18 protein-coding genes are annotated in these 18,536 nt (G+C 73.1%); 7 read left to right on the forward strand and 11 right to left on the reverse strand.

Annotation, left to right across the window (positions count from 1 at the left end; all coding sequences use genetic code 11):
* Positions 1-65 precede the first annotated feature (65 nt).
* Genes SMD11_RS33295 through SMD11_RS33305 form a run of 3 tightly spaced genes read right to left on the reverse strand, consistent with a single transcriptional unit; the run spans position 66 to position 3,759 of the window.
* Positions 66-2,189 (reverse strand): xanthine dehydrogenase family protein molybdopterin-binding subunit, encoded by a 2,124-nt coding sequence (locus tag SMD11_RS33295; protein WP_087929981.1) that lies wholly within the window; start codon positions 2,187-2,189, stop codon positions 66-68.
* Positions 2,186-3,172 carry an FAD binding domain-containing protein gene (locus SMD11_RS33300; protein ID WP_087929982.1) on the reverse strand — a complete coding sequence of 329 codons (987 nt, stop codon included), beginning with the start codon at positions 3,170-3,172 and terminating at the stop codon, positions 2,186-2,188. The genes SMD11_RS33295 and SMD11_RS33300 overlap by 4 nt, the downstream gene beginning before the upstream one ends.
* Positions 3,169-3,759, reverse strand: coding sequence for a 2Fe-2S iron-sulfur cluster-binding protein (locus SMD11_RS33305; protein ID WP_087929983.1), 591 nt, complete (start codon positions 3,757-3,759; stop codon positions 3,169-3,171). The genes SMD11_RS33300 and SMD11_RS33305 overlap by 4 nt, the downstream gene beginning before the upstream one ends.
* A 300-nt stretch (positions 3,760-4,059) precedes the next feature.
* On the opposite strand from SMD11_RS33305, the gene SMD11_RS33310 reads away from it, so the two are divergent.
* Positions 4,060-4,638: a TetR/AcrR family transcriptional regulator gene (locus SMD11_RS33310; RefSeq protein ID WP_087929984.1), complete on the forward strand. Its 579-nt coding sequence runs from the start codon at positions 4,060-4,062 to the stop codon at positions 4,636-4,638.
* Between the two features lie 192 nt (positions 4,639-4,830).
* Here SMD11_RS33310 and SMD11_RS33315 read toward each other — a convergent pair whose 3' ends face one another.
* Positions 4,831-5,808 carry an Acg family FMN-binding oxidoreductase gene (locus tag SMD11_RS33315; protein WP_087929985.1) on the reverse strand — a complete coding sequence of 326 codons (978 nt, stop codon included), beginning with the start codon at positions 5,806-5,808 and terminating at the stop codon, positions 4,831-4,833.
* A 321-nt stretch (positions 5,809-6,129) separates the two neighbouring features.
* On the opposite strand from SMD11_RS33315, the gene SMD11_RS33320 reads away from it, so the two are divergent.
* The 3 genes from SMD11_RS33320 to SMD11_RS33330 are packed head-to-tail and all read left to right on the forward strand — an operon-like array spanning position 6,130 to position 9,418.
* Positions 6,130-7,536 carry a class I SAM-dependent methyltransferase gene (locus SMD11_RS33320; RefSeq protein WP_087929986.1) on the forward strand — a complete coding sequence of 469 codons (1,407 nt, stop codon included), beginning with the start codon at positions 6,130-6,132 and terminating at the stop codon, positions 7,534-7,536.
* Complete coding sequence (locus SMD11_RS33325; RefSeq protein ID WP_087929987.1) at positions 7,533-8,666, forward strand: TauD/TfdA family dioxygenase; 1,134 nt, start codon at positions 7,533-7,535, stop codon at positions 8,664-8,666. The genes SMD11_RS33320 and SMD11_RS33325 overlap by 4 nt, the downstream gene beginning before the upstream one ends.
* On the forward strand, positions 8,663-9,418 hold the full coding sequence (locus SMD11_RS33330) for a sulfite exporter TauE/SafE family protein (protein ID WP_087929988.1): 756 nt from the start codon (positions 8,663-8,665) through the stop codon (positions 9,416-9,418). Before SMD11_RS33325 ends, SMD11_RS33330 begins: the two co-directional genes overlap by 4 nt.
* Before the next feature lie 44 nt (positions 9,419-9,462).
* Here SMD11_RS33330 and SMD11_RS33335 read toward each other — a convergent pair whose 3' ends face one another.
* The 3 genes from SMD11_RS33335 to SMD11_RS33345 form a co-directional block, all read right to left on the reverse strand.
* A complete protein-coding gene (locus SMD11_RS33335) occupies positions 9,463-10,017 on the reverse strand; it encodes a hypothetical protein (RefSeq protein ID WP_234366288.1) in 555 nt (184 codons plus the stop codon).
* 104 nt (positions 10,018-10,121) lie between these two features.
* Positions 10,122-11,018, reverse strand: coding sequence for a hypothetical protein (locus tag SMD11_RS33340; RefSeq protein WP_234366289.1), 897 nt, complete (start codon positions 11,016-11,018; stop codon positions 10,122-10,124).
* A 74-nt stretch (positions 11,019-11,092) separates the two neighbouring features.
* A complete protein-coding gene (locus SMD11_RS33345) occupies positions 11,093-11,665 on the reverse strand; it encodes a hypothetical protein (RefSeq protein ID WP_159395440.1) in 573 nt (190 codons plus the stop codon).
* Positions 11,666-12,120: 455 nt separating this feature from the next.
* On the opposite strand from SMD11_RS33345, the gene SMD11_RS33350 reads away from it, so the two are divergent.
* Positions 12,121-12,747, forward strand: coding sequence for a hypothetical protein (locus tag SMD11_RS33350; RefSeq protein ID WP_087929990.1), 627 nt, complete (start codon positions 12,121-12,123; stop codon positions 12,745-12,747).
* Positions 12,748-12,783: 36 nt separating this feature from the next.
* Here the strand turns inward: SMD11_RS33350 and SMD11_RS33355 are convergent, their stop codons facing one another.
* A complete protein-coding gene (locus SMD11_RS33355; protein WP_087929991.1) occupies positions 12,784-13,848 on the reverse strand; it encodes a hypothetical protein in 1,065 nt (354 codons plus the stop codon).
* 178 nt (positions 13,849-14,026) lie between these two features.
* On the opposite strand from SMD11_RS33355, the gene SMD11_RS33360 reads away from it, so the two are divergent.
* Entirely contained in the window at positions 14,027-14,650 is a 624-nt protein-coding gene (locus SMD11_RS33360; protein WP_087929992.1) for a TetR/AcrR family transcriptional regulator, read from the forward strand.
* Positions 14,647-15,552 carry an alpha/beta fold hydrolase gene (locus tag SMD11_RS33365; protein ID WP_087929993.1) on the forward strand — a complete coding sequence of 302 codons (906 nt, stop codon included), beginning with the start codon at positions 14,647-14,649 and terminating at the stop codon, positions 15,550-15,552. The genes SMD11_RS33360 and SMD11_RS33365 overlap by 4 nt, the downstream gene beginning before the upstream one ends.
* A 56-nt stretch (positions 15,553-15,608) precedes the next feature.
* Here SMD11_RS33365 and SMD11_RS33370 read toward each other — a convergent pair whose 3' ends face one another.
* From SMD11_RS33370 to SMD11_RS33380, 3 genes are read right to left on the reverse strand one after another with little or no spacing between them, the layout of a single operon-like run.
* On the reverse strand, positions 15,609-16,196 hold the full coding sequence (locus tag SMD11_RS33370; RefSeq protein ID WP_087929994.1) for a histidine phosphatase family protein: 588 nt from the start codon (positions 16,194-16,196) through the stop codon (positions 15,609-15,611).
* Positions 16,197-16,256: 60 nt separating this feature from the next.
* Positions 16,257-17,855: a pyruvate, phosphate dikinase gene (locus tag SMD11_RS33375; protein WP_087929995.1), complete on the reverse strand. Its 1,599-nt coding sequence runs from the start codon at positions 17,853-17,855 to the stop codon at positions 16,257-16,259.
* A complete protein-coding gene (locus SMD11_RS33380) occupies positions 17,852-18,478 on the reverse strand; it encodes a transcriptional regulator (RefSeq protein ID WP_087929996.1) in 627 nt (208 codons plus the stop codon). The genes SMD11_RS33375 and SMD11_RS33380 overlap by 4 nt, the downstream gene beginning before the upstream one ends.
* Between the last annotated feature and the right edge of the window lie 58 nt (positions 18,479-18,536).

Consider the following 18,536-nt stretch of genomic DNA (forward strand, 5'->3'; position numbering starts at 1 on the left):
CCACGGCGGTGGCGACGGCGACGTCCCGGCCCCGCTCGGCCCGGCGCCCCGATTCCTCGGCGAGGTCACGTACCCGGTGCCCCCGCGAGCAGGACGCGGTCCGGCCGGATGGGCAGGCTCCGGTGGCGTACGCCCGTGGCGTGCCAGACCGCGTTGGCGACGGCCGCCGCGGCGCCCACGATGCCGATCTCGCCGATGCCCTTGATCCCGACCGGGTCGTCCGGGTCCGGATCCTCGATCCAGTCCGCCTCGACGTGCGGCACGTCGGCGTGCGTGGCGACGTGGTATCCCGCGAGGTCGGCGCCGTAGTGGCCGCCGGAGGCCGGGTCCCGGACGGCTTCCTCGTGCAGGGCCATGGAGATGCCCCAGACCATCCCGCCGACGAACTGGCCGCGGGCGGTGAGGGGGTTGACGATCCGGCCCGGCGCGAAGACGCCGAGCATGCGCCGTACACGGACCTCGCCGGTGGTCACGTCCACGGCCACCTCGGCGAACTGCGCCCCGAAGGAGTGACGTTCCTTCCGCGCGAGGGCGCCGATGGCCTCGGTGGTGTCGGACCGTACCGTGACGCCCTCCGGCGGTACGGGGGTGCCCGGCGTGAGCCGCTCGCGCAGCTCGTCCGCCGCGGCCGTGACCGCCCACGCCCAGGAGCGGGTGCCCATCGAGCCTCCGGCGATCATCGCCGGCCCGAAGTCGCTGTCCCCGATCCGTACCCGCACCCGGTCCGGCCGGGTCCCCAGCGCGTCGGCGGCCACCAGGGTGAGCGCGGTCCGCGCGCCGGTCCCGATGTCCGCCGCGGAGATCCGCACGGTGAAGGTGCCGTCCGCCTCCGCCGTCACGGCCGCGGTGGACGGCGCGGCCCCGGCGGGGAAGGAGGCCGCCGCCGTGCCGGTGCCGAGCAGCCAGCGCCCTTCGCGGCGCAGGCCGGGGCGGGGGTCGCGGTCCGCCCAGCCGAACCTCCGGGCGCCCTCGCGGAAGCAGGCGAGCAGGCCGCGGCCGCTGAAGGGGAGCCCGGACACCGGTCCCCGCTCGGGCTCGTTGCGCGCGCGCAGTTCGATCGGGTCGATGCCGCACTTCTCGGCGAGTTCGTCGAGCGCGGACTCCAGTGCGAACGAGCCCGGTGCCTCGCCCGGGGCGCGCATCCACGTCGGCGTCGGCACGTCGAGCCGTACGACGCGGTTGGCCGTGTGATGGGCGGCCGCGTCGTACATCACCCGCGCCACCGAGGCGCTCGGCTCGACGAACTCGAACACGGTGGAGGTGAGGCTCACGGAGCGGTGTTCCAGCGCGCGCAGCCGTCCGCCGGCGTCGGCGCCGAGCCTGATCCGCTGGACGGTGGGGCTGCGGTAGCCGGCGAGCGAGAACATCTGGCGGCGTGTCATGACGACCCGGACGGGCCGCCGGAGGGCGGTCGAGGCCATCACGGCGGCCACCTGGTGGGCGCGGATCCCCTTGCTCCCGAACCCGCCGCCGACGTGCTCGGACCGTACCCGCACCGACGCGGGGTCGAGGGAGAACAGCTTGGCGAGGTCGCCCGCGACCCAGGTGGCACCCTGGTTGGAGTCGACCACTTCGAGCCGGCCGTCCTCCCAGCGGGCGGTGGCCGCGTGCGGCTCCATCGGGTTGTGGTGCTCCTCGGGGGTGGTGTACTCCGCGTCCACGACGGCGTCGGACGCCGCGAGTTCGGCCTCCAGGTCGCCCTTCCCGGTCACGGCCGGCACGTGGCCGTCCACGGGGTACGCGTCCGGGTGCTCGCCGGTGAACGCGATGTCGTGCGGTTCCTCCTCGTAGCACACGACGAGCGCTTCGGCGGCCTCCCTGGCCTGCTCGGGCGTCCCGGCGACGACCAGCGCCACCGGCCATCCCAGGTGCGGCACCCGGTCGTGCTGGAAGACGGCGCAGGTCGGGTCCGGCGGTACCCCCAGGAGGCCGATGTAGTCGGTGTCGAGCCGCGGGGCGTTCCCGTGGTGGAGGACGGTGAGGACTCCTGGCATCGCGAGGGCCCCGGCGGTCTCCACCGAGAGGATGCGGCCGCGCGCGATCGTGGACAGTGCCAGCCAGCCGTGCGCGAGGCCGGCGAACGGCACCTCGCCGGCGTAGCGGGCCGCCCCGGTGACCTTGTCGCGGCCTTCGACCCGGGTGTGCGCGGTGCCTACGGAGCTTTCGCGCGCCGTGGGGGCGGTGGTCATCGGGCGGCCTCCTCGGCGAGTCCGGTCAGCACCGCCACGACGAGGTTGCGGGTCAGTGCCACCTTGTATCCGTTGTGCGGCAGCGGCTCCGCGGCCGCCAGTTCGGCGTCCGCGGCGGCGGCGAACGTCTCGCCGTCGGCGCGTGCCCCGGTCAGCGCCCGCTCGGCGGCCCGGGCCCGCCAGGGGCGGGACGCCACCGCCCCCAAGGCCAGGCGCGCGTCGCGTATCACGCCGTCCTGGACGTCGAGCGCGGCGGCGACCGCGCCGATCGCGAACGCGTACGAGGCGCGCTCGCGCACCTTGCGGTAGCGGGAGCGGGCGGCGACCTGGGCGGGTGGCAGGGTGACGCCGGTGATCAGCGCTCCCTGGGGCAGGGCGGTCTCCACGTGGGGCGTGTCGCCCACGGGCACGTAGAGGCCGGTGAGCGGCAGCGTGCCCGGCCCGTCGGCGGTCTCGTACGAGACGACGGCGTCGAAGGCGGTCAGCGCCACGGCCATGTCCGAGGGGTGGACCGCCACGCAGTGGCCGGAGGCGCCCAGGATCGCGTGGTTGTGGTGTTCGCCCTCGACGGCGGGGCAACCACTGCCGGGGTCGCGCTTGTTGCACGGCCGGGTCACGTCGGTGAAGTAGCCGCAGCGGGTGCGCTGGAGCAGGTTCCCGCCCACCGTGGCCATGTTGCGCAACTGCCCGGAGGCGCCGGCCAGTACGGCCTGGGCCAGCGCCGGGTAGCGGCGGCGGACCTCGGGGTGGGCGGCGAGGTCGCTGTTGGTGACGGTGGCGCCGACGCGCAGGCCGCCGTCCGCGGTCGGCTCGACGCGGTCCAAGGGCAGCGCGCGCACGTCGACGAGGCGGGCGGGGCGTTCGACGCCGGCCTTCATCAGGTCGACGAGGTTGGTGCCGCCGCCGAGGAAGCGGGAATCGGCGTCGAGCAGCGCGAGCGCGCCGGAGACGTCGGACGCGCGCTGATAGGCGAACTCCTTCACGCGGGCGCCCTCTCGCTCTGTGCGGTCGTCGTGGTGGCCGTGGTGCGCGCCCGGATCGCGGCCGCCCGGGCGACCGCTTGGACGATCGACACGTAGGCGCCGCAGCGGCACAGGTTGCCGCTCATCCGTTCCCGTATCTCCTCGGGGGTCAGCGGGGGCGGCCCCGCTTCGGGACGTACGTCGTCGGTGACGGCGCTCGGCCAGCCCGCCGCGTGCTCCTCGATCATCGCGACGGCCGAGCAGATCTGCCCGGGGGTGCAGTAGCCGCACTGGTAGCCGTCCAGGTCGAGGAAGGCCTGCTGGGCCGGGTGCAACTGGTCTTCGTCGGCGAGCCCTTCGACGGTGGTGACGGCCTGCCCCTCGGCCGCCACCGCGAGGTGCAGGCAGGCCACGGCCCGGCGGCCGTCGAGCAGGACGGTGCAAGCGCCGCACTGCCCTTGGTCGCAGCCCTTCTTGGTGCCGGTCAGGCCGAGCCGCTCGCGCAGGGCGTCGAGCAGGGTGGTGCGGTGGTCGACGGTCAGCGTGTGCTTGTCGCCGTTGATGTGCAAGGTGATGGAGCTGTGCGTCGGTAAGGGGGCCGGGGCCATGGTCAGCCTTCTTTCGCGTGTCCGGGGCGCGTCGCGGGGGGACGGACCGGCAGGCGGACGAATCAGGAGACGTACGGGGGACGTCGCGCGGGAACGTGCGGGGGTGGTGCTGTTCGTGGCGGCACGGGTTCGGGAACACTGCCGACGGCCCGGATCGTCATGCCGGGGTCAAGGGCCACCGGCCGACCGGATCCGCCGCTATGGTGAGCACAAGCGGACAACTGTCCGCTCTGCGGAGCGTAGTGGACAGTTGTCCGCTTAACAAGGGTGGGATTCGGGCACGTGCCGCCGGGAGGACGAGTGCAAGAGGAGAAGGGCGCGGCCCTGCGGTCGGACGCGAGGCGGAATCGCGAGCGCATCCTGGAAGCGGCGGTGGCCGAGCTGACGCGCTCCGCGGACGCCCCGCTGAGCGCGATCGCCAAGAAGGCGGGCGTCGGGCAGGGCACGTTCTACCGCAACTTCCCCAACCGCGAGGCGCTCGTCCTCGAGATCTACCGCCACGAGATGCGGCAGGTCGCCGACGCGGCCGCCCACCTGCTCGGCACGCGGGAGCCGGCCCGGGCCCTGCGCGAATGGATGGACCGCCTCGCCCGGTTCGCGATGACCAAGGCCGGCCTGGCGGACGCCATCCGCATGGCCACCAGCACCCCCGGAGGACCGCCGAAGCCGGGCCACGCCCCCGTGACCTCCGCGGCCGACCTCCTGCTCCGCGCCAACGAGGAGGCCGGCACCATCCGCCCGGGCGTGACCCCGGACGACTTCCTCCTCGCCATCGCCGGCCTCTGGCAGATCGACCCGCGGTCGGACTGGCAGCCGCGCGCCACCCGGCTGCTGGACCTCGTCATGGACGGGCTGCGCGCGGGGGCGCCCGGGCGGTGAGGATGGTCGGGAGCGGGGCCGGGAGGCAGAGCCGGCCGCAGTGACGCCGGGCCCGGTGCGCGCTCAACGGCGGCTCGTGCCGGAGCGGCGACGGCCGTGACCACGTCGGCGAGTTCACCGACTGGGCGGACACGATCAGCTCGGTAGGGCGGCGGGGCCGCGGATGTCAGGCCGTGGGGCCCGCGGCCGGACTCAGGGCGCGAACTCCAGGACGTCGGAAACGGGGCGGCGAGGGGTGGCGGGGCACTCCGGGCCGTATCCCAGGCGGAGGATCATCTGGACGTGGCCCGTCCCCGAACCGGGGTCCCGCAGGGACCAGCGCAGGTCCGGCCATTCCAGAGCCTGCGTGGCGAACGAGGTGGACAGCCCCTTCAGGGTGGCCAGGAGCAGGACACGTTCCATGGCCTGGCCCGCCCGTACCCAGTCCGGAGCCCGGTCGCCTTCCGTGGTGAGCAGTGCCAGGTGCGGGTCGTCCTCGAACGGAGCCGTGGCGAGGCCGCCGGCCGGCCTTCCGCCCGCGAAGTCGCGCACGGGGGCCTTCCCGCCGTGCTTGCGGGGCCCGAAGGCGTACTCCGGCACCCCGTCGGCGGCCGTACGGGCCTCCGCCGGACCGAACCGCGTCCAGCGGGCCAGGTCCGCCGCGCTGCCGCCGTCGGTGAGGTTGCGGGCCTCGGCCTCGTCGGCGAGTTCCCGCACCCAGTCCAGGTGCCAGCCGGCGGGGAAGGACAGCACGGCGCCCTCCCGGTGGGCGGCGTCGATCAGGGCCACCCGCAGGTGCTCGGGGACGGCCGTCTCCGCGAAGGGGTGCCGGCTGGTGCGGCGGCGCGCGATCGCCGGGTGGAGCGGTCCGGGCCCGATGTCCTCGGCGCCGGTTCCGGTCACCTCCACGGTCGCCAGCAGGGAGGGGTCGCCGGCGTCCGGCAGCAGCGTGACCTTCGCGTGCCGGCCGGCGTGCGCGAGGGCGACACGGAGGTTGAAGAGGGCCGCACCGCACCCCAGGCGCAGCGCGCGGGCGTCGGGGTCCGTGTGCGGCATGACGCGGTCGAAGTCGGCGTGGAGCCGGAAAGCGTGACGGCTTCTCGCATAGCGGAAGCGCCACGGCTGCGCGTTGTGCATGGACGGAGCGGCGGCGGCGTCACGGACCAGCTCCGTCACACGCGAATCATCCATCGTGAGTGGTGCGGTCACGGGAAACTCCCTTCCACCTGTTGCGGGCCCGTTGGAGGGGCCCGCAACCATCGTCCCTCCACCACCTGGCGGGAGGACCAGGGCCAGGAGTCCCTGCCGGTGGGGCCGACCGGCCCGGTTCCGGGCGCGAGGAGCCCTGGCGGGATCACCTGGATCTCCGCACCCCGGGCCGCCTCGCGCACAGCTCATGCGCGCGAGGCTCGTTTGGCGAGAACAACACCCCATGCACTCCGGCACCGGGGTACCCGGCCGGGCGCGGCCGGGACCCCACGGCCGTCACGCCATCACCAGAGGGATCTGCCCATGCCCGAGCCACATCAGCATCAGGAAGCGCAGGTCGAAGCGTTCTACGATCACGAGGACGACGTCTACCGGTCTTTCTGGGACAGCTCAGGATCGCTGCATTGGGGGTATTTCTCCGACCTGTCCCAGACGGACCCGGACGCGTTCCCCGAAGCGAGCCGGCGATGGACCGACCTCCTGCTGGACAGGAGCGGGATCGGTCCCGGCTCGTACGTCCTGGACATCGGCTGCGGCAACGGCACCACCGCCGCCTACCTGGCCCGGAGGACCGGTTGCCGGGTGACCGGCATCGACATCAGCGGTGTCCGTGTCGGCCACGCCCGGGACAGGGCCCGCGCCTTGCCGAACGTCGAGTTCCGCAAGGCGTCCGCCGCGCTGCTCCCCTTCGCCGACGGCGCATTCACCCACGTGTGGAGCCAGGCGACGCTGTACCACGTCCCGGACCGGGAGCGGGCCCTGGACGAGATCCACCGGGTCCTGGCCGAAGGCGGCACGCTCGTCCTGGACGACCTCGTCACCCCCACACCCCGGGTGACCGACACGGGGCGGCGCGTGGTGTACGAACGCCTCATGTTCGAACCCGGGCCCAGCCACCAGGAGTACGAGCGGGCGTTACGCGAGAGGGGCTTCGCGGTCCTCGACGGCTCCGACCTCACCCCGCACCTGCGCAAGAGCTACGAATTGCTGGCCGAACGGGCCCAAGCCGCCTTCCCGGAGCACACCGCGGCCTACCGGCAGGTCACGTCCGCGATCGACGCCCATGACGTGGGCTGGTCCGCCTTCGTGGCGAGCAAGGTCACCGACCGGCTGGAATGGGTCTACGAGGCCTCCGGGGACCTCACGCTCCAGGAGAAGTACGACGCCTGGTCCGCGACCTACGAGGAAGACCTTCCCGGCTCCTACCAGGACTGCCCGCGGACCGCCGCCTCCCGCCTGGCCGACCTGCTCGGCGACCGGAGCGCCCGGGTGCTGGACGTGGGCGCCGGTACCGGCCTGTGCGGCACGGCGCTGGCGGACCACGGGTTCCGGGACGTCACCGCTGTCGACCTGTCCGACGGCATGCTGCGGCAGGCGGCGCACAAGCACGTCTACCGCGAACTGGTACGGCACGACATCGAGCAGCCCTTCCCGTGGGCGAAAGCCTCGTTCGACGCGGCCGTGGCGAGCGGAGTGTTCACCTTCGGCCACGCCCGCCCTCCGGCGCTCGCGCACATCACCGACCAGCTCCGGGAAGGGGGGATCCTCGCGGTCACCTTCCGGGACGACTACCTCGACAGCGAGCCGGAGATCGAACGGATGATCAAGGGCCTCCCGCTGCGGCTGAGGTCCCGCACCCCCATCACCGTGTTCGACGACACGCCCATGTCGGTCCTGGCATTCGAGAAGTACGGGGAGGCGACGGCATGACCACGCTGCCGGCGAAGGACGACGCCCACCTCATCGACGTCTCCGGACGGAAGTTCCACCCGGCCTGGCTGCGCTACAGCTGCCCGTGCGCCCGGTGCCGTCACCCCGAGTCGTTCCAGAAGGTCTCCGACCTCAGCAGCCGCCCGGAGCTCCCCGTGGCCGCCCACGTCGAGCTGGACACCGAGGCGAACGAACTCCGTGTCGACTGGAGCGAACAGCCCGCGCACCGCAGCCACTACCCGCTGGACTGGCTGCTCCTGCACAGCGCGGGAGAACAGCGGGCGGAGGACCTCGACCACACCGTCCGCTGGGACGCGCGGACCCTGCGCGCCCGGGGCGTGCGGTGGCACGAGGCGGACGCCTGCGGCCCCGACGGCGGCCCATGGCTCGACGACCTCCGGTCCGTCGGATTCGCGCTGCTGACCGGCCTCACACCGCACGGGCTGGAGCGGCTGCTGACCGGGCTCGCCCCGGTCTTCCACACCGAGTACGGCCGGCAGGCGGACGTCAAAGCGGTGCCGGGCGCCGAGGACCTCGCCGAGACGGAGAGCGCGCTGCCGGCCCACACCGACTACCCGTACAAGGTGACGGGCCCGCTGACCCAGTTCTGCTACTACGCGGAGAACCGGGCCACAGGAGGCGAGTTCTTCCTGGTCGACGGCTTCAAGGCGCTGGACGACTTCCGGCGGGACCACCCCCACTGGTTCGACCTGCTGGTCTCCACACCCGTGGAGTTCGAGCAGGTCTACACCTCATGGCGCTACCTGTACCGCGTCCGGCGCCCCGTCGTCACGCTCGACGCCCGCGGCGCGGTCAAGGCGATCCACCTGGGCCACTCCCACGCCTGGGCCTGGGACATTGAGCCCGAACTCTGCGGCGAGTTCTACCGCGCGTACCACGGACTGGTCCGCCAGCTGGGCGAGGACCGCTACCGCTGGGCCCACCGCTTCGCCGGCGGCGAGTGCGCGGTGTTCCGCAACGACCGGATCCTGCACGGCCGGAACGCCTTCGACCCTCGCACCGGCGTCCGCCACCTCATCACCGCCTACGTACCGTGGCAGCAGCTGGAGTCCAGGATCAGGTTCCACAAGGAGCGGCGCTTCTACTTCTCCCCGCACGAGCGGAAATGACCGCGGGGCAGGACCTCCTGCTCGTCCTGGCCGGGCTGGCGGCGGGCGTCATGAACACGGTGGTGGGCTCCGGAACGCTCATCACCTTCCCTGCGCTGCTGGCGGCCGGGCTGCCCCCGGTCACCGCGAACGTGGTCAACAACATCGGCCTGGCCCCCGGCTCGCTCAGCGGAGCCGTCGGCTACCGCGACCAGGTGCCGCCACCGCTCCGCCGGACCCTCGTCCTGGGAGCGGCGGCCGGCCTCGGCGCGGTCGCCGGCGCGCTGCTGCTGCTCGTGCTGCCCTCCATCGTGTTCCGGGCCGTCGCACCGGCGCTGATCGGCCTCGCCGTACTCCTGGCGGCGCTCCAGCCACGGCTGAACCGGGCGCTCCTGGCCCGGAAGGCCGCCCCGTCGGCCCGCGCGGCCGTCCCGCTGACGGTCGCGGTACTCCTCACCAGCGTGTACGGCGGCTACTTCGGAGCCGGCCAGGGAGTCCTGCTGTTCGCGTGCATGAGCATCCTCATGCGCGAGCCGTTGCAGCAGGTCAACGGATTGAAGAACACGCTCCAGGCAGTCGACAACACCGTCTCGGCGATCGTCTTCTCCTGCACCGCTCACGTCGACTGGACCGCGGTCCTGCTGCTCGCGACCGGCGCGACGGCCGGCGGACAGATCGGCGCCCGCGTAGGGCGTGGGCTCTCGGCCACCGCGCTGCGCGTCATCGTGGTGGGCGTCGGCCTGGCGGGCCTCGTCCAGCTGGTGCGCGGATGACGGAGGCGGCGGCAGGCGGAGCCCCCGGCCCCGTCGGGCCCCGCTCAGCCGCACTCGCCGGTACCGGCGAGTGCGGCAGGCACACCCTGGCGGGCCTCCGTCACCGCCTGGCGTATCCCACGGATCGTCTTGGGCCGCTGCCGCGCCAGCCGCTCGACCGCGCGGCCCAGCCAGTCCGGGTCGCCGAGCCTGTGCGCCTCGCCCGCGTCGGCGGCCTGCGTGAGCAGCTCCTCCAGCAACAGGAATTCGATGGACCTGTACCTGCGGGGATGGCGGTCGAAGGCGGCCAGCCGGTCCTCGTACGGGTGGCGCAGCGTGAGATGCAGATAGCCGCGACCGCGTCCCCGCCAGGGGCCCGGCAAACCGTCCAGCAGCGCCCATCCGCCGTACGAGTCCCTCGGGTACTTCGCACCCAGCGTGACGCGGGTGGCCAGCATGACCCTGGACCAGGGAATCAGCTCCCCCTCGGAGTTCCGCGCGTGCTGGTACAGCCCGTCGGCGCGGAACTCCACCCAGGTGCCGCCCGGTCGGCAATCGCCCACCACCCAGCGGCTGTCCACCCGCTCCAGCGGCCCCAGAGACGCGCTTAAGTCAGTCATCCGCATATTGGATCACACGGGTCGACTGCCGGGCGGTCAGCCTGGTGGGTGCGGTTTCGAGGGGGCGGCGAGTGGCTCACGCGGTACACCCGCGCCGGGAGGCGTCAGCGCTCCAGGGGAAGCTGGTCCCCGGTGGCGCCGATCTCCAAGCGGGCGTAGTCAGGGTGGTCCAGGCGGTGGTGGACATAGATCTGGTCGGCCCACGGCGGGTCGAAAGGCGTGAACGCGCGCAGGCCCAGGACCCGGCCGGTCGGTCTGTCCGGGTGGGCGGCGTTGAAATCGGCGACCGCGGCGGCCTCGCCGATCCGCTCGACGGTTCCCGGCAGGTCGTCGAGGTAACAGGTGACCCGGGGCAGCAGGTGGTCGTGGGCCGGGCCGCGGAAGAGGTCCAGGGCGGTCGCCGTGGAGGAGCAGTAGTCCAGGTCGAGGCCGACGAAGCCGACGGGGTGATCGCGTAACAGGTCCGCGTGGCTGTCGAGGTAGCCGGGCAGCGTCTCGGCGAGATCGCCGATCACCAGCTCGGCCGCGCCCAGGCGGGCACGTAACCGCTCGTGGTCCATGGTGTAGAAGCCGGGACCGAACAAGTAGGGCAGATCCCGGGGGTCCTTGGCGGCGGGCATCCCCGCGCCGCTGTCGAAGCCGGCCACGCGCACCACCACGCCCGTGGCGGCGGCGTAGTACCGGGCGTGCTCCGCGAGGGCCAGCAACCCGTTGCCACCGGCCACCCCGAACTCCACCACCGTGACACCGGGATGCCCCAGCCGCGCGGCCAGCTCGGTGGCCCGGCGCACGCCGTAGGCGTAGTGCGGCCGTTCGACCAGGCCGAACCGGTACGCCGCGGCGGAGCCGACGCCGGGCAGCCGACGTAACAGCCGGTTGCGGGCGGCGTTCCGGGTGCCGGACTTCGACCAGTCCCACAACACGTCGGCCAGCCCGCCGGTGGGCCGTCGGCCGAACGGATGCCCCTTCTGGGCGGTCGTACGTGAACCCTTGCGCACCACGGCATTCCCCTCCACTCACGATGGACAGCGGGCAGCGGCAGCCTTCCCGTGCGCCCTCCGTCCAACCCCCACGGTCATCTCCAGGCGGCCAGGAGCACCAGTCCGCCACAGGCCAGCGCGTACGCGGCGAGCCCCGCCCAGGCGCCGCGGTGGCTCACCCGTTCCGCGCGGACGATGCTGCCTCCCCGGGTGGTCCAGCGCCAGGAGAGGACGGTGCCGGCCACGGCCAGGAGGAGGAAGACGAGGGTGGTCAGATGGAGCCGGTCGATGAGGGTCAGCCCCACGGCGCTGGTGATCACCGTGTCCGCCTGCTGCATGTTGAGCACGACGACGAACAGTCCTCCGCCGAGGACCCCGAGCCGGCTGTGCAGCCCCTCCAGACGCTCGGCGGTCGCCAGCTCCTCGCGGTGGGAGGAGACGAGGAAGGTGGAGGTGGCGATGAGCACGGCCAGGTAGAGCGGGGTGGTGAGCTTCCAGAAGGCGGTGGGGTCGGAGCGTTCGAGTTCGACCTGGATACGGACCCGGTTGTAAGTACTGCCGTGTTCGAGGGACTTGTCGCCGTAGGTGGTGGTGTAGTGCTTGTCGGCGGTGACGAGACGGAAGCCGGTCAGGCGCCAGCCCCGGGGGCGGATTACGACCAGGAGCACACGCAACACGGCCCACGCGGGGGTCATTCCGGGGAGACGCCGTCGCCCGGCGGTTTCCGCAACCATATGGAACTATCGTCGCCCAGCCCGGGCCGGGATGGGACGGGCCGCGAATCGCATTGCCGGGACGGAGGACGCGTCGCAGCCTCTTTCGATTCTTCTGCGACGGACGGTGCGGAACAGCATGCCCGTCGGACACCGCCTGGGCCGACCGGGCGTCGCGGTCTGGGCCGACCGAGGGAAGGCCCGTAGCCGGGCCCGCTTCCCGCAGCCGCAATCTCCGGCCTCCCCTGGGCTGGGTGCGAACCTGACGTTGACCAGCAATTCTCCTGCCCGTCAGGGCTCGACGATCGGGAAGCGCAATGGGCGGTGCGAGAGAGCCTTCGAAACCAGCAGAATCTCCGCCTCCGGTCACCGGGGAGGTTCAGGCCACGCTGGGAAAGCGCCTGGACGACGTGGCCAAGATCCTGGCCGGTGCCCTCGTCGCGGTGGCCGGCATCATGACCACGCTCGGGCTCAACAGCAAGTTCGTGTTCGTCGCGCTCAACAACCGGTCGTGGCCCATCTACGTGGCCTCCCTCTGCGCCATCATCTCCATCGTCTGTAGCATCTCCGCCCTGCTCATCCGCCCCACGCGACGCGGGGTCCTGTGGGAAACGGGCGTGCTCGTCCTGGGCGTCATCTTCTACATGGCGTCCCTGAGCATCGCCGTGGTCGGCGCTGCCCAGGCCGCGGGCGGGAACGGCCGCCCGACCATCACGGACGTCAGGCTCGACGGACCTCGCTCCCAGATGCGACTGCGCTTCGGGGTGCGGGCCGACGGCGTACAGAAGTGGTCACACATCGAGGTGTCCGTGAGCCCCGAGAACCCTCCCGCCGGGAAATCGGGAGACCTCTACTGGAGTGTGCTCAGACCTGACGACCAAGGGGAGATCACCCAGCAGATCGACATCCCGCTCTCGCCGCCGGCCGGAACATCGGTGGTGGCGATCTCGGCCGTCAATCCGGACGAGTCCGAGCCGGAGAGATGCGAAGCCGAGACGCAGCGCGGGCCGGCGTGCACGGAACTCCACATCTCCTGAGCCGGGCCACCCGGCGAGGTCCACGGCTCGATCACGTCAGTCGCCGCCACCACCGTCACTGCTCCCGCCGCTGTCCCCGCCGTCGCCCCCACCGGAGTCCCCGCTGTCGCCGCCGTCCGCGCCCCAGCCGTCACTGCCGCCGGGTTCGTTGTCCTCGCCGCCCTTCCCGAGGTTGCTGAACCAGGGACGGTCCCACCCCGCGTCGGGGGCGACCGGCTCGGCCCCGTTCGCCGGGCGCCGCTCCGGCCGGAACCGCGCGTAGCCCGTGGTGTCACCGAGTCCGAAGGCGACGGCGAAGACGTGCGCCATGACGGCGTCCAGCGGGTCGGGGCTCTCGTACCGCACGGGGGTCAGCGGCAGCAGTACCGTGCCGGGTTCGAGCACCGGCCGGCGCGGGGGACGCGTCAGCAGGGCGACACGCTGGTCGTCGCGCAGCAGCCAGGAACTCACCACGTTCTCCCGCCGCAGCACCCACTGCCGCCCGGGCAGCCGCACCTCCGTGAAGCTCTTCGACCTGCGCAGTTTCTTCTTGAGGGTGAGCTCCGCCGTCATGTCGCCGACAGTGAGCCGCAGGCCCTTGGACGGTTCGGAGGCGTCGCGGGCGAAGCCGTGCGGCGCCCGGATCCGCACGACGGGGGCGCCGGGCCCCCAGACGTCCACGCGCACCGAGCGCCGGTCCACGGCGACGGTGACCGGGCCGGCCGGCCCCGGCGCGTGCCGGCGCGCGATCCACAGCGGTACGTCCTCGGCCCGGGCCCGGGCCGCCAGGGCGGCCACCTGTTCCGGTCCGCCGCACTGTCGTACCGCCAGCTGCCCCAGCTCGGTGGCGAACGTGGCGGCCTGACGTACCTTCACCGGCGTGGTGGTGCCGGTGACGCGGGTCACCGGGACGACCCCGGGTCCGTCATCGAGCCGGTCCAGCGGGCGCTCCGCCCCGCCGCCCCCGAGCCAGCACGAGCGCTGGAACGCCTCGGCCATGGCGCCTAGGTTCAGCTCGCTCAGCGGCGTGGTCACGCCGCCCTTCCGCAGCCGGTCCTCGGTCAGCTCCACGGTCCGTGCCAGCGGATTCCATGACCGCTCGCTATAGAGCACCTGGCTCACGACAACCCCCATATCCATGGCCGGCTCAGCAGAGGCCACCTTCACATACCCCGGTCCCGCCCCGTCACCGGGGTGCCTGACCAGGTCAGGGACCCCCGTGCTGCCCCACCTCTTGACCCTGTGCAGAGGCATCTCTAATTTTAGAGAGCTCTCTAAAGTCTGGCTGAGGGGTGTACGCATGCAGACGGTCGAAGGGGGCCTGCGTGAACAGCACAAGGCCCGGCGGCGGACCCGGATCCTCGACGCGACGCGCGAACTCCTGCGGGAGAGCCCGGAATCGGTGATCAGTACCGAGCGGATCGCCGAGCGGGCGCAGGTCGCCCCGGCCACCGTGTACAACCTGATCGGACCGCGCGACAAGATCTGGGAGGCGCTCGCCGTCGGGTTCATGGACGAACTCGAGCACCGTCTGGCGGCGCTGGAAGCAGGCGACCCGCGGGAGGTCGTCAAGTCGACCGTCCTGCTGTTCGTGGGCGATCCGGTCGTCTCGCGTCGCATGGTGCGTGAGTGGGAGGACAGCGGCCTCGTACTCGTCCGCAGCCCGCTCACCCAGCTCCGCCGGGCGATGGCGGAGGCACGGACGCGGGGTCTCCTGCGTGCGGACATCGACACCGACGCGCTGGCCGCCGGTGTCGCGACAGCGTGCGTGGGCGCGCTGCACCAGTGGGTCGCCGCACTGATCGACGACGACCGGTTCCTCGCGCGTGCGCTGTTCGCGCTGGACGTCGCCCTCGCCGCGGTGGCCGCGGATCCCCACCGTGACGAGCTGCTGGCACCGCTGCGGACGCGAGGCGCGGGATGACGGCCGACGCGCTGCCACGGCCCCGGCGCTTCGTGGGCCGCGACGGGACCCTGCTCACGGCGGATGTGTGGGGCGAGGCGTCCTCACCCCCTCTCGTCCTGCTGCACGGCGGCGGCCAGACGCGACACGCCTGGGGCCGGACCGGCCCTCGACTGGCCGCGCTGGGATGGCGGGTCGTCGCCCCGGACCTGCGCGGGCACGGCACCAGCGCATGGTCGGCCGACGGTGACTACGCCCTCGGCCTGTTCGCCGACGACGTCCGGGCGATCGCCGCCGCACTCGACGACCGGCCGGTGCTCATCGGTGCCTCGCTCGGCGGCCTGAGCGCGCTGCTCGCCGCCGGAGAGGCACCTGAGACGGCGGTTCGCGCTCTCGTGCTCGTCGACGTCGCCCATCGACCGGATCCCCGCGGGGTCCGCCGCATCGTCGAGTTCATGCGCGGCCGACCGGACGGGTTCGCCAGTGTGGGGGAGGCGGCCGCGGCGGTGTCCGCCTACCTGCCGCATCGCACACGTCCGGACGACCCCGAGGCGACACGGATGCGGAACAACCTGCGACGCCGCGGCGATCGCTGGGTCTGGCACTGGGACCCCCGGATACTGGACAGCTTCGAGCACCGCACGGACCCGCCCGGCATGGCGGAGCGCCTCCTCCACGCCGCACGCCACGCCGACGCGCCGATCCTGCTCGTCCGCGGTGGGATGAGCGACGTGGTGCGCGAAGACGTCGCCGAGCAGTTCTGCGACAGGGTTCCCCGCGCGCGGCGGGTCGATGTGGCCGGCGCGGGGCACATGGTGGCCGGGGACCGGAACGAGCACTTCGTCGACGCGATCGTCCCGTTCCTGGAAGAGATCCTCCCGCCGCGGACGCAGGACGTCACCCGCCCACGTCCGGCGCGGTGAGCGGACGGGCGTGAACGACCTGCGGTGAGGGCGGCGGCGTAGGGCCGACCTCCGCCTCACGGCCGTACGCCCGCCCCGAACCCCGTCCACCGCAGACCGGCCGGGAGGTGCCCCATGTCGTTGTAGAGCAGCACCGCCGGCGCCGGACCGTCGCGGTACTCGACGACCGTCAGCGCCGTGTTCCCGCAGTTCAGACCGAGCCGGCGCACGGGAGGCGCGTCGAGGGCGTCCCGGACCAGCCAGGCCACCTGGTAGGCGTGGGTGACCAGGACCTCGTGCGTCTCGGTGTCGGCGGGCCGCGCGAACCTGGCGGTCAGGGCGGAGGAACGGCGTTCCGCCTCCGCCTTCTCCTCGGCGCCGTACCCGTCGAAGAACGGCGCCCAGTCCGGCGGCGCCTGTTCCGGTACGTACGGTACGTGGTCGATCAGCTCGGGCGACTCCCGTACGGCGGCCTCCGGCAGGTGGGCGCCGATGATCCCCGCGGATCGCACCGCCCTGGGCAGGGGCGAGTGCCACACCACGTCGATCGGAAGGCCGGCCAGGCGCTGCCCGATCAGGTCCGACTGCTGCCGCCCGACGTCGGTCAGTTCGCCGAACGGGTCCGCCGCTCCGTGCCGTACCAGGTACACATGACGGGTCGCCATGGCCGATCTCCTCGCAGGTCGGGCCGGTGATCAGTCGATCTCGGAACGGTCGGGCGCCGGTCAGCGCCGGCGCAGCGCTGCATGGGCCGCGTCGAGTCGCCGGGCCTCGTCGCGTGCGGAGCGGTCGCCCGAGACGTCGTCCGCCCAGGCGAGCAGCCGGTGCAGGTGCTCGTCGGCCGCGTTCGTGACGACGGAGGGGGCGCCGAGGACGACCTCGCCGCTGGTCCCGTCGATGGTGACGAGGGTGCCGTCGCCGACGGTGCGGCCACCGGCCGTCACGGAGCCGCTGGCCGCGTCGACGACGAGGCCGGCGGCGCCTACGACCGCGGGCTTGCCCATGGCGCGTGCGACGACCGCGGCGTGGCTGGCCGGCCCGCCCCGCGCGGTGACGATCCCGGTGGCGGCGGCGAGGCCGTGCATGTCGTTCGGGGAAGTCTCCGGCCGCACAAGGACGACCGGGGCGTCCCGGGCCATGCGCATGGCACCTTCCGGCGTGGTGACCATCCGGCCGACCGCGACGCCGGGACAGGCACCGATCCCCCGGGCGAGGACGTCGTTCCCCTCGGACGGCGCGATGCGCGGCGTGCGGACGTGCCGGAGGTGCTGCGGCGAGACCCTGAGCAGCGCTTCGTGACGTTCGATGACCCGCTCGTCGACGAGTTCGGTGGCCACACGGACGGCGGCACCGCCGACGAACCGGCCCGGCCGGACCTGGAGGATCCACAGCTCGCCGGCCTCGAACGTGAACTCGACGTAGCAGGCGTCGCGGTAGTACCCCTCGATCCGGCGCGACGCGTCGAGCAGCTCCGCCCACACACCCGGCTCCCGCTCGGCGAGCTCGCCCAGCGGCCGGGTCGCCGACCTGCCGGAGACGACGTCCTCTCCCTGATGACCGAACAGGACCTCGCCGTACGGGGTGTTCGCGCCGGTGTTGGGGTCGCGGCTGAAGGCGACGCCGGTGCCGCTGCGGGCGTCGCGGTTCCCGAACACCATCCGCTGGACGATCACCGCGGTGCCGAGGTCGTGCGGGATGGCGTTCAGCGTGCGGTACGTCCGCGCGCGGGGCGTGTCCCACGACGAGAACACCGCCTCCACCGCCCACTCCAGCTGACGGGTCACGTCGTCGGGGACCGGCCGGCCGCAGTGCTCCCGTACGAGGTCCTCGACCGCCTTCGCCGCGGCGGCGGGGTCCCCCGCGTGGGCGGCCGCCGCGCCGTCCACGTCCGCGTGCGTGACCGCGGAGGCGAAGCTCGACAGGAAGCGGAGCCGCGAGTCCAGGGCGAACGACCGGTCGCCCGTCTCGGCGGCCAGGCCCTCGGTGGCCTCGGTCGTGAGGCCGAGGCCGAGGACCGTGCTCATCATGCCGGGCATCGGCACACCGGCCCCCGAGCGGACCGACACCGCCAGCGGCCTGCGCGGACCGCCGAGGACGCGCCCGGTGGAGCGCTCCAGGCCGGCGACGGCCGCCGCGAGTTCGTCGTCGAACCCGTCGGGACGGCGTCCGTCCCGGAGGAAGGCGCGGCACGCCTCGGTGGTGGCGACGAACCCGGGCGGCACCCGCAGCCCGAGGCGGTGCAGGAGGACGAGGCCGTGCGCCTTGCCGCCCAGCGTCTCCGCCGTCTCCTCGGCCTGGGCGGAGATCGTACGGATCCATCTCATCGCGGCATCCCGAGCGTGGTGAGGAGGTCTTCGTGCAGCTCCGCCCACACGGTGTGGTACGACGCGGTGCTGTCGGCCACGTACTCCAGCCGGCCGGAGGCGGCGCGGCCGAGGGCTTCGGCGAGGCGGACGCGGTACCGGCCGAACCGGGGGAGCGCGGCGGCCAGTTCGGCGCACACGGGGGTGGCGCGGCGGTCGAGATCGGTGAACCGGTCGAGGACCTGGGCGTCGTAGGCGGGGTCGCGGTGGTCGTTGGCGCCCAGGACGCCGTCGACGGTGCGGAGCTGCCACGCGGTGCAGAGGTCGAGCAGCTCCGGGTTGAGCACGAGGAACCGGCCGTACGCCGCCGCCACGGCCTTGCGGGCACCGGCGGACGCCAGCTCGCCGGCGATCCGCTCGGCGCCGGCGGCGCGGCCCGCGCCCGTGAGGCTCCAGCCGGGGAAGTCGCCGGACCTCCGTGTGACGAATCCGGCGGCGCCGAGGTCGATGAGCTCGGACTCGACGTCGGACTCGTCGAGCCCTGTGACCAGGTGGAGGCGGGTGAGGCCGGCGGCGCCGGCGCAGCGCAGGGCGTGCAGCACCAGCAGGCCGGTGTCCGTGGCAGGGGTTCGGGGCCGGTTCACGTCTTGCCCTTCTGGTGGGAGGAGCGGACGGCATCGTCACTCCGGGCGGGGCGGGCCG

The sequence above is a fragment of the Streptomyces albireticuli genome (genome assembly GCF_002192455.1).
Taxonomy (GTDB): Bacteria; Actinomycetota; Actinomycetes; order Streptomycetales; family Streptomycetaceae; genus Streptomyces; species Streptomyces albireticuli_B.

Excerpts from the sequence above, each read along its gene's own strand:
- SMD11_RS33295 (WP_087929981.1), bottom strand. The coding sequence starts at position 2,189 with ATGACCACCGCCCCCACGGCGCGCGAAAGCTCCGTAGGCACCGCGCAC.
- SMD11_RS33305 (WP_087929983.1), bottom strand. The coding sequence starts at position 3,759 with ATGGCCCCGGCCCCCTTACCGACGCACAGCTCCATCACCTTGCACATC.
- SMD11_RS33315 (WP_087929985.1), bottom strand. The coding sequence starts at position 5,808 with ATGGATGATTCGCGTGTGACGGAGCTGGTCCGTGACGCCGCCGCCGCT.
- SMD11_RS33320 (WP_087929986.1), top strand. The coding sequence starts at position 6,130 with ATGCCCGAGCCACATCAGCATCAGGAAGCGCAGGTCGAAGCGTTCTAC.
- SMD11_RS33325 (WP_087929987.1), top strand. The coding sequence starts at position 7,533 with ATGACCACGCTGCCGGCGAAGGACGACGCCCACCTCATCGACGTCTCC.
- SMD11_RS33330 (WP_087929988.1), top strand. The coding sequence starts at position 8,663 with ATGACCGCGGGGCAGGACCTCCTGCTCGTCCTGGCCGGGCTGGCGGCG.
- SMD11_RS33335 (WP_234366288.1), bottom strand. The coding sequence starts at position 10,017 with ATGACTGACTTAAGCGCGTCTCTGGGGCCGCTGGAGCGGGTGGACAGC.
- SMD11_RS33360 (WP_087929992.1), top strand. The coding sequence starts at position 14,027 with ATGCAGACGGTCGAAGGGGGCCTGCGTGAACAGCACAAGGCCCGGCGG.
- SMD11_RS33365 (WP_087929993.1), top strand. The coding sequence starts at position 14,647 with ATGACGGCCGACGCGCTGCCACGGCCCCGGCGCTTCGTGGGCCGCGAC.
- SMD11_RS33370 (WP_087929994.1), bottom strand. The coding sequence starts at position 16,196 with ATGGCGACCCGTCATGTGTACCTGGTACGGCACGGAGCGGCGGACCCG.
- SMD11_RS33375 (WP_087929995.1), bottom strand. The coding sequence starts at position 17,855 with ATGAGATGGATCCGTACGATCTCCGCCCAGGCCGAGGAGACGGCGGAG.